This is a genomic window from Pseudomonas sp. MD195_PC81_125 (assembly GCF_014060985.1).
Taxonomy (GTDB): domain Bacteria; phylum Pseudomonadota; class Gammaproteobacteria; order Pseudomonadales; family Pseudomonadaceae; genus Aquipseudomonas; species Aquipseudomonas parakoreensis.
Window position 1 is genome coordinate 1 of sequence record NZ_JABULD010000655.1, and the last position, 8,304, is coordinate 8,304.

Sequence of the window (8,304 nt, forward strand, 5' to 3'; positions counted from 1 at the left end):
ACATCGGTCAATGCCAGCTTCATGCTTGGTATCAAGCATGGCGTCAGGCCCGGGCATACCGCGACTCACTGTGGGAGCTGGCCTGCAAGCGATGGGGCCATGGGTGCCGCCGCAGGAAAACCGAGGCGGAACACGGTCATGACGCCGGGCAAGCTCTTCACCTCCGCCACCCCCTGATGCAGGCTCATGATCGAGCGCACGATTGCCAGGCCCCAGCCCGGTGCTGCCCTGCGAGCGCGAGCGGGCGCTGTCGACGCGGTAGAAGCGGTCGAACAGATGCGGCAGGTGTCGCGCCTCAATGCCGACGCCGGGATTGCTGACCAGCAGTGACGTCTGCGTCGCGCCTTGCTCGATCAGCAAGGTGATGGTTTTACCGTGCGGGCAATGACGCAGCGCATTGGACAGCAGGTTGGAAATCGCCCGCTGAATCATCAGCCGATCGCCCAACACCGAGGCGCTGCCGACAACATTCAAGTGAATCTGCTTGTCCTGCGCCGACAGCGAAAACATCTCCGCGACCTTCGCCGCCTCAACCTCCAGCGCCACCGATTCAAACGGCGCCAGCGCCGACGGATGACTGACCTGCGCCAGAAACAGCATGTCCGAGACAATCCGCGCCACACGCTCCAGTTCCTCGATGCTGGACACCAGCACATCCTTGTACTCCTCGGTCGTACGCTCGCGGGACAGCGTCACCTGGGCCTTGCCCATCAGGTTGTTGATCGGCGTGCGCAGCTCATGCGCCAGGTCATCGGAGAACTGCGACAACTGCTGCACCCCGGCATCGAGGCGGTGCAGCATGAAGTTGATGCCCTGCGCCAGTTCGCTCAGCTCCTGCGGCATGTTCACCACCGACAGCCGATGATCCAGATCCTGAGTCGAAACCATCGCCGCCACTTTGCGAAACTCGCGCAGCGGCGCCAGTCCGCGCTGCACCGCGCCCCAGGCTGTGAGGCCGATGAACATCAGCAGCAACGGCAACGCGATCAGCGTCGAGCGCAGATAAGCACTGAGCAGCGCTTGATCATGCGCGTTGTCCATCGACAGCAGCACCGGCACGCTGCTGCCGTCCTTGAGGCGAATCAGCTTCGATGCGTTGAGGAACCGCGCGCCTTCGGCATCGCTGCTGTCGCTGTAGGTCAGTTGATCGGTGGTCCCGCGAACCGCTCTGAGTTCCACCCGTGGATCGGTGAGTCCCGAGCCGGATTTGAGCAGCGGCGAACGCAGGTTCGACCGGTCATAAATCGTCAGCGTCAGGTTGTCATGGCCCATGACCTGATCGAGCAGAATGTGCGGCTTGCCACTGACTTCGTTGGCGTCGACGTACAGCGACAGGCTGTGCTCCACCTGCGCCATCTTCTTTTGCAGGCTGTCGCGGGACAGGGCATTGAGCTCATGGGTCAGGGCGAAATACGCAAGGATCGCCAGAAACACCACCAGCAGCGCGCCGAGAATACTCACCGTCAACCCGAGGCGCATCGACAGGCTGGCCGGCTTCATTCCCGCGCCTCCAGCACGTAGCCGACACCGCGCAGGGTGTGGATCAGCTTGTTGTCGAACGGGTCATCAATCTTCGCCCGCAAGCGGCGGATCGACACTTCGACCACGTTGGTGTCGCAGTCGAAATTCATGTCCCACACCAGCGAGATGATTTGTGTGCGGGTCAGCACCTCGCCGGACTGGCGCATCAGCAAGTGCAGCAGGGCGAACTCCTTGGTGGTCAGGTCGATGCGCTGCGCGCCGCGAAATGCCCGATGGCGGCCCGGGTCGAGCTCCAGATCAGCGACTTTCAACACCTGCGGCAGCGGCATGTTTTCGCTGCGGCGCATCAGGGTGCGGACCCGCGCGAGCAATTCGGGAAACTCGAACGGCTTGACCAGATAGTCGTCGGCGCCCAGGTCCAGACCGCGAATCTTGTCCGCCAGCCGCCCGCGCGCGGTGAGCATCATCACCCGCGTGGAGTGGGTACGGCGCAGTTGTTCCAGGACGCCCCAGCCGTCCAGTTCCGGCAAGTTCACGTCGAGAATGATCAGGTCGTACGTCTGCTGTTGCGCGAGATGCAAGCCATCGGCACCGGTGGCGGCGTGGTCAACGATATAACCACTTTCGGTCAAACCCTGATGCAAGTATTCGGCAGCTTTAAGCTCGTCCTCGACGACAAGGATTCGCATGATCTTTCACCACTTTCATTTAATGGATGTTTAATTAAGGCGGTCGGGAAAGTTGTTGTTTTTGTAGGGCCTTGCGCACGTTTCAATCACTTGATGCCAGGCACGGTAAAGGCTGAAGTGGCTACAGGGTCAACGAGCGGAGCCTTTAAACCGGCGTTGCGCGACACCCTGTCGCAGCTAAAAAAAAGCAAATTTCCGAGACTTCGATTTCGGCAAGTGCTGTTTGGCAGATAACCCGTGCGTATGTGTTTCGATGTATTACGACAACGCCGTTTGCACTTCGCATCCTAGAGCAAAACAACTTTCGCTAACCGTTGATAACGGATTTGTAATGTTCCAGTCACCTTGACGATAAGTTCAAAACCCTACCGTGGCGGCATCAAAGATTCTTGAATAAAGGAAGTCTTCCAATTGCCCGGTTTAATCAAACTGACGGCGCGAACACGCCTGAACATAACCGCCAGCGGCCTCTTGTGGTTGGCGTGCAACAGCCTTGCCAGCGCCTCGACCCTGACTCTGGATCAGGCGCTGCAAAGTGCCTTCGCCGGCAACCCCGACCTCGCCGCCGCGCAGTGGGAAATCGGCATCGCCGAGGGCGATCGCCAGCAGGCCGGGCTGATCCCCAATCCCGAAGTGTCGTGGGAGGCCGAAGACACACGGCGCGACTCGCGCACCACCACGCTGATGCTCAGTCAGCCGATTGAGCTGGGCGGTAAACGCGCCGCGCGGATCGATGTTGCCAGCCGGGCGCAGGACGCCGCCGGCATCGAGCTGGAGCGCAAGCGCAATGCCTTGCGCGCCGATGTGATTCAGGCGTTCAACAGCGCGCAAACCGCGCAGCAACGCTTGCAGTTGGCGCGCCAGTCTCTGCAACTGGCCGAGCACGGCTTGCGCGTGGCGCAGGGCCGGATCGAGGCCGGCAAATCGTCGCCGGTCGAAGGCACCCGGGCACAGGTGCAGCTCTCGGAAGTGCGCCTGGAACTGAGCCGCGCCGAGCGCGATCAGGCCAACGCCTATCAGCAACTGGCGCAGGTCATGGGCGCACCGTTGCCGACCTCGACCAACGTCCAGACCGCCACACAAAACCTCGCCACGCTGCCGCCGCCCGGCCGCTTGCTCGAGCGTCTGAACCAGACCGCCGAGCTGCGTCTGGCGAAACTGCAGATCGATCAGCGCGAAGCCTCATTGGGCCTGGAAAAGTCCCAGCGCATTCCCGACCTGACCGTGAGCATCGGCAGCCAGTACAGCGAAACCGAGCGCGAACGGGTCAACGTGGTCGGGCTGTCGATGCCGATTCCGCTGTTCAACCGCAATCAGGGCAACGTGCTCGCCGCCGCCCGCCGTAGCGATCAGGCGCGGGATCGGCGCAACGCCACCGAGCTGCGCTTGCGCACCGAAGTCCAGACCAGTCTGGAGCAATGGCAGACCGCCAACGGCGAAGTCAACGCGTTCAATCAGACCATCCTGCCCGCCGCACAAAGTGCAGTGGACAGCGCCACCCGTGGTTTTGAAATGGGCAAGTTCGGCTTCCTCGACGTGCTCGACGCCCAGCGCACCCTGATTGCCGCGCGCAGCCAGTACATCCAGGCCGTCAGCGAGGCGACCGACGCCCGCGTGCGCCTGGAACGGATCTTCGGCGACCTCAGCGTCAGCCCTTGAATTTCACTGTTCAGACAACTGCGCGATGGCATGGCGCAGAGGAGTTTCCATGGATAAAAAACTGATGGTGGTCGCGGTGGCGACCCTGGCGCTGGGCATTGGCACCGGTTCGATGTGGCCGGCCACGAGCAACATCGACGCGCATGCCGATGAGGCTTCCGAACATGCTGACCACGCTGAGGAGGGCGCTGCCGCCGAAGGCGAACATGCCGAAGAAGGCCACATCGAATTGAGCGCCGAGCAGATCGCCGCCGCAGGCATTCAACTGGTCGAGGCGCGGGCGCAGCGCATCAGTCTCGGCCTGTCGTTCCCCGGCGAAGTGCGCTTCGACGAGGACCGCACGGCGCACGTCGTGCCGCGCGTGCCGGGGGTGGTCGAGTCGGTGGCGGTCAACCTCGGGCAAGCGGTGAAGAAGGGCCAGTTGCTGGCGGTGATCGCCAGTCAACAGATCTCCGATCAGCGCAGCGAGCAGGCTGCCGCGCAACGTCGCCTGGCGTTGGCGCGTACGACCTACGAGCGCGAGAAAAAGCTTTGGCAGGACAAGATCTCCGCCGAGCAGGATTTCCTCCAGGCCAGGCAAGCGTTGGAAGAGGCGGAAATCGCCATGAACAACGCCCGGCAAAAAATCAGCGTGCTCAGCGGCAGTGTGGTCGCCACCGGCGGCAATCGCTACGAACTGCGCGCGCCGTTCGACGGCGTGGTGGTGGAAAAACACCTGACGCCGGGCGAGGTGGTCGATGAAACCACCGCCGCGTTCACCCTTTCGGACTTGTCCCGCGTGTGGGTGACCTTCGGCGTTTCGCCCAAGGACCTGACCCAGGTGCAGGTCGGCAAAGCGGTGACCGTCAGTGCGCCGGAATTGAAAGCTGAAGTGACTGGCAGTGTGGCTTATGTCGGCAGTCTGCTCGGCGAACAGACCCGCACCGCGACCGTGCGCGTGACCCTGGAAAACCCGCAAGGCTCGTGGCGACCGGGGCTGTTCGTCAACGCACGGGTCGCCACTGACAGCCGCGAAGCGAAAGTGGCCGTGCCGGAAACCTCGATCCAGACCGTCGAGGACAAACCCACGGTGTTCGTGCGTACCGACGACGGCTTCAAGGCGCAGGCGGTGGAACTGGGCAGCCGCGCCGCCGGCCACGTGGAAGTCACCCAAGGGCTGGAACCGGGCGTGCAAGTCGCCAGTGCCGGCAGCTTCGTTCTCAAGTCGGAGCTGGGCAAAGCCTCGGCCGAGCACAGTCATTAATTCTGGAAGGTTCCCATGTTCGAACGCCTGATCCAGTTTGCCATCGAGCAGCGCATCATCGTGCTGCTCGCCGTTCTGCTCATGGCCGGCCTCGGTATCGCCAGCTATCAGAAACTGCCGATTGATGCCGTGCCCGACATCACCAATGTCCAGGTGCAGATCAACACCGGCGCCGCCGGGTTCTCGCCGCTGGAAACCGAGCAGCGCATCACTTTCCCGATTGAAACCGCGATGGCCGGTCTACCGGCGCTGGAGCAGACCCGCTCGCTGTCGCGCTCCGGGGCTGTCGCAGGTCACGGTGATCTTCAAGGACGGCACCGACCTGTTCTTCGCTCGCCAACTGGTCAATGAGCGCCTGCAGATCGCCAGGGAGCAATTGCCCGAAGGCGCGGAAGCGCTGATGGGGCCGATTTCCACGGGTCTCGGCGAGATTTTTCTGTGGACGGTGGAGGCGCAGGAAGGCGCGTTGAAGGACGACGGCACAGCCTACACGCCGACCGATCTGCGGGTGATTCAGGACTGGATCATCAAACCGCAATTGCGCAACGTACCGGGGGTGGCGGAGATCAACACCATCGGTGGGTTTGCCAAGGAATATCAGATCGCGCCGGATCCGAAACGCCTCGCCGCGTACAAGCTCACCCTCACCGATCTGATCACTGCGCTTGAGCGCAACAACGCCAACGTCGGTGCCGGGTACATTGAGCGCAGCGGCGAGCAGTTGCTGATCCGCGCACCAGGGCAAGTGGCGAGCACCGAAGACATCGCCAACATCGTCATGGCCAATGTCGATGGCACGCCGATCCGGGTCAAGAATGTCGCCACCGTAGAAATCGGCCGCGAACTGCGCAGCGGCGCGGCCACCGAAAATGGTCGAGAAGTGGTGCTCGGCACGGTGTTCATGTTGATCGGCGAGAACAGCCGCACCGTCTCGCAAGCGGTGGCCAGCAAGCTCGAACAGATCAATAAATCCCTGCCGCAAGGCGTGGTCGCCGTGCCGGTGTACGACCGCACGCACCTGGTCGACAAAGCCATCGCCACGGTGAAAAAGAACCTGATCGAAGGCGCGATTCTGGTGATCGCGATTCTGTTCCTGTTCCTCGGCAACATTCGCGCTGCGCTGATTACCGCGATGGTGATTCCGCTGTCGATGCTGTTCACCTTCACCGGCATGTTCAGCAACAAGGTCAGCGCCAACCTGATGAGCCTCGGCGCGCTGGACTTCGGCATTATCGTCGACGGCGCGGTGGTGATCGTCGAAAACACCCTGCGCCGGTTGGCACATGCGCAGCAACATCACGGGCGTTTGTTGAGCCGTGCCGAGCGTTTCAAGGAAGTGTTCGCCGCCGCGAAAGAGGCGCGGCGCCCGCTGATTTTCGGTCAGTTGATCATCATGGTGGTGTACCTGCCGATCTTCGCCCTGAGTGGCGTCGAAGGGAAAATGTTCCACCCGATGGCGCTCACCGTGGTCATCGCGCTGCTCGGTGCGATGCTGCTGTCGGTGACCTTCGTCCCGGCGGCGATTGCGCTGTTCGTCACCGGCAAGGTCAAGGAAGAAGAGGGCGCGGTCATGCGCGGCGCACGTCGGGTGTATGCGCCGGCGCTGGCCTGGGTCATGACCCATCGCACGGTTGCGGTGGGCGCGGCGTTGGGCGTGATCGTGCTCAGCGGCGTGCTCACCAGCCGTATGGGCAGCGAGTTTGTGCCGAGCCTCAGTGAAGGGGATTTCGCTCTGCAAGCACTGCGCGTGCCGGGCACCAGCCTGACACAATCGGTGGACATGCAGCAGCGCCTGGAAACGCTGATCCTGGCCAAAGTGCCGGAGGTTGAACGGGTGTTCGCCCGCACCGGCACGGCGGAAATCGCTTCCGACCCGATGCCGCCGAACATCTCCGACAGCTACGTGATGCTCAAACCCAAGGAGCAATGGCCAGACCCGAACAAGTCCCGCGAAACCCTGATGGCCGAACTGCAAGCCGCTGCCGCGACACTGCCGGGCAGCAACTATGAACTGTCGCAGCCGATCCAGTTGCGCTTCAACGAACTGATTTCCGGCGTGCGCAGCGATGTTGCGGTGAAGGTGTTCGGCGATGACATGGACGTGCTCAACGCCACGGCGGCGAAGATCGCGGCGGCGATGCAGAAGGTCAGCGGCGCGTCTGAAGTGAAGGTCGAGCAGACCACCGGGTTGCCGGTGCTGACCATCAACATCGACCGCGACAAGGCAGCGCGTTACGGGCTCAACGTCGGCGATGTGCAGGACACCATCGCAGTGGCCGTCGGCGGGCGTCAGGCCGGCACCTTGTACGAGGGCGATCGGCGTTTCGACATGGTGGTGCGCTTGTCCGATGCCATGCGCAAGGACATCGACGGCTTGTCGGCGCTGCTGATTCCGGTGCCGGCGCTGAGCGGTGCGCCGAACCAGATCGGGTTTATCGCGCTGAAGGACGTCGCCAGCCTCGATCTGGTGCTCGGGCCGAACCAGGTCAGCCGCGAAAACGGCAAGCGCCTGGTGATCGTCAGCGCCAACGTGCGCGGGCGCGATATCGGCTCGTTCGTCAGCGAAGCGAGTGCGGTGATCGAGCGCGAGGTGCAGGTCCCGGTCGGTTACTGGACCCGTTGGGGCGGGCAGTTCGAGCAACTGCAATCGGCGGCCAAGCGCTTGCAGATTGTGGTGCCGGTGGCGCTGCTGCTGGTATTCGGGCTGTTGTTCATGATGTTCAACAATCTGAAGGACGGCTTGCTGGTGTTTACCGGGATTCCGTTTGCGTTGACCGGTGGGGTCATGGCGTTGTGGCTGCGGGATATTCCGTTGTCGATTTCGGCAGGCGTGGGGTTTATTGCGCTGTCCGGGGTGGCGGTGCTCAACGGGTTGGTGATGATTGCGTTCATTCGCAATTTGCGCGAGGAAGGGCGGTCGCTGGCGGAGGCGATCAATGTCGGCGCGCTGACGCGGTTGCGGCCGGTGTTGATGACGGCGTTGGTGGCGTCGCTGGGTTTCATTCCGATGGCCCTTGCGACCGGCACCGGTGCTGAAGTGCAGCGGCCGCTGGCGACGGTGGTGATTGGCGGGATTCTGTCCTCGACCATTCTCACGCTGCTGATCTTGCCGGCGCTGTATCAGATCGCCCATCGCCGGGATGGGGACGTAGTGCCCATCCGGTAGAACAGCACTACCTTTGTGGCGAGGGGATTTATCCCCGATGGGGCTGCGCAGCAGCCCGCTTTTTT

The 8,304-nt window shown here is 62.5% G+C and carries 3 protein-coding genes and 2 pseudogenes; 3 read left to right on the forward strand and 2 right to left on the reverse strand.

Annotation, left to right across the window (positions count from 1 at the left end):
* Window positions 1-65: 65 nt before the first annotated feature.
* Window positions 66-1,500, reverse strand: a pseudogene (locus HT737_RS25850) (heavy metal sensor histidine kinase).
* Entirely contained in the window at window positions 1,497-2,171 is a 675-nt protein-coding gene (locus HT737_RS25855) for a heavy metal response regulator transcription factor (RefSeq protein WP_182404269.1), read from the reverse strand. Before HT737_RS25855 ends, HT737_RS25850 begins: the two are co-directional and overlap by 4 nt.
* 411 nt (window positions 2,172-2,582) lie before the next feature.
* Here HT737_RS25855 and HT737_RS25860 point away from each other — a divergent pair, with 411 nt between their 5' ends.
* The 3 genes and pseudogenes from HT737_RS25860 (at window position 2,583) to HT737_RS25870 (ending at window position 8,239) form a co-directional block, all read left to right on the forward strand.
* Window positions 2,583-3,830, forward strand: a complete 1,248-nt coding sequence (locus tag HT737_RS25860; RefSeq protein WP_182404270.1) for a TolC family protein — start codon at window positions 2,583-2,585, stop codon at window positions 3,828-3,830.
* A gap of 49 nt (window positions 3,831-3,879) precedes the next feature.
* Window positions 3,880-5,073, forward strand: coding sequence for an efflux RND transporter periplasmic adaptor subunit (locus tag HT737_RS25865; RefSeq protein WP_182404271.1), 1,194 nt, complete (start codon window positions 3,880-3,882; stop codon window positions 5,071-5,073).
* A gap of 15 nt (window positions 5,074-5,088) precedes the next feature.
* Window positions 5,089-8,239: pseudogene (locus tag HT737_RS25870) on the forward strand (CusA/CzcA family heavy metal efflux RND transporter).
* The last annotated feature ends 65 nt before the right edge of the window (window positions 8,240-8,304 follow it).

Coding starts and splice junctions, on each gene's coding strand:
- HT737_RS25865 (WP_182404271.1), top strand. CDS start 3,880: ATGGATAAAAAACTGATGGTGGTCGCGGTGGCGACCCTGGCGCTGGGC.
- HT737_RS25855 (WP_182404269.1), bottom strand. CDS start 2,171: ATGCGAATCCTTGTCGTCGAGGACGAGCTTAAAGCTGCCGAATACTTG.